The organism is Methylobacterium sp. WL120, from assembly GCF_008039465.1.
In the GTDB taxonomy this organism is placed as follows: Bacteria; Pseudomonadota; Alphaproteobacteria; order Rhizobiales; family Beijerinckiaceae; genus Methylobacterium; species Methylobacterium cerastii.
This window is the reverse complement of the sequence record NZ_VRUT01000343.1, coordinates 1-1,250: the sequence shown is the minus strand read 5'-3', so window position 1 is coordinate 1,250 and position 1,250 is coordinate 1. Positions and strand designations below refer to the sequence as shown.

The window sequence follows — 1,250 nt, the reverse complement described above, 5'->3', positions numbered from 1 at the left end:
TCGTCCTCGCCGGTGTAGGAGCCGACCTGGACCTCGATCAGCTCGAGGGGGATCTTGCCGGGGTTGGCCAGCCGGTGCATCGAGCCGATCGGCAGGTACACCGCCTCGTTCTCGTGGACGAGGACCAGGCGCTCGCCCAGCGTCACCTCCGCCGTGCCCTTCACCACCACCCAGTGCTCGGCGCGGTGGTGGTGCTTCTGCAGCGACAGGCGTCCGCCCGGCGTCACCATGATGCGCTTGACCTGGAAGCGCTCGCCGATGTCGACGCGCTGGTACCAGCCCCAGGGCCGGTACATCCGCCGGTGCGCGTCGGCCTCCGGGTGGGCGCGGGCGCGCAGCACGCCCACCAGCTCCTTCACCCGGCCCGACTGCGCCTTCGACGCGACCAGCACCGCGTCGGGCGTCGCCACCACCACCACGCCGTCGAGGCCCACCACCGTGGTCAGGCCCTCGCCCTCGCTGTGCACCAGGCTGTTGGTGGTGCCCAGCACCTCGACCCGGCCGCGCAGCGCGTTGCCGGATTCGTCCTGCGGCAGCACCTGCCAGACCGCGTCCCAGGTGCCGACGTCCGACCACGGGAACGAGACCGGCAGCACGCCGGCCCGCGTCGTACGCTCCATCACCGCGTAGTCGATCGAGATCTTGGGCGCCTGCCCGAACGCCGTCGCGTCGAGCCGCACGAAGTCGAGGTCGACGGCAGCCCCCTCCAGCGCCGCGCGGGCGGCGGAGAGCACCGCGGGCGCATGCGCCTCGAGCTCGGCCAGCATCAGGTCGGCGCGAAACAGGAAGTAGCCCGAGTTCCACAGGGCGCCGTCCGCAATCAGCGCGGCTGCGCCCTCCGCATCCGGCTTCTCGACGAAGCGCGCCACCGCGAAGGCGCCCTCGGCCTCCGGCAGCGCGGCCCCGCGGCGGATGTAGCCGTAATCGGTCGCCGGCCGCGTCGGCTCGACGCCGAGCGTCATCGTGTAGCCGGCCCGCGCGCCCACGGCCGCCGCGCGCACGGCGGCGGCGAAGGCGGGAACGTCGCCGATCACGTGGTCCGCGGCCATGATCAGCACCACCGTCTCCGGGGCGACGTTGGCCGCGTGCAACGCCGCCACCGCGACGGCGGCGGCCGAGTCCCGTCCCTCCGGCTCCAGGATGATGTCGCCGGCGATGCCCGCCTGCGCCAACTGCTCGGCCACGATGAAGCGCGACTCGGCCGAGGCGATCACCGCCGGCCGGGCGAAGGTCGCGAGGTCGCTCACCCG

Annotated in this window: 1 protein-coding gene; it reads right to left on the bottom strand. The window is 73.6% G+C overall.

Annotated elements, in window-relative coordinates:
- Window positions 1-1,250 (bottom strand): mannose-1-phosphate guanylyltransferase/mannose-6-phosphate isomerase (locus FV229_RS26910; RefSeq protein ID WP_147754823.1); only part of this gene is annotated, 1,250 nt, incomplete at both ends.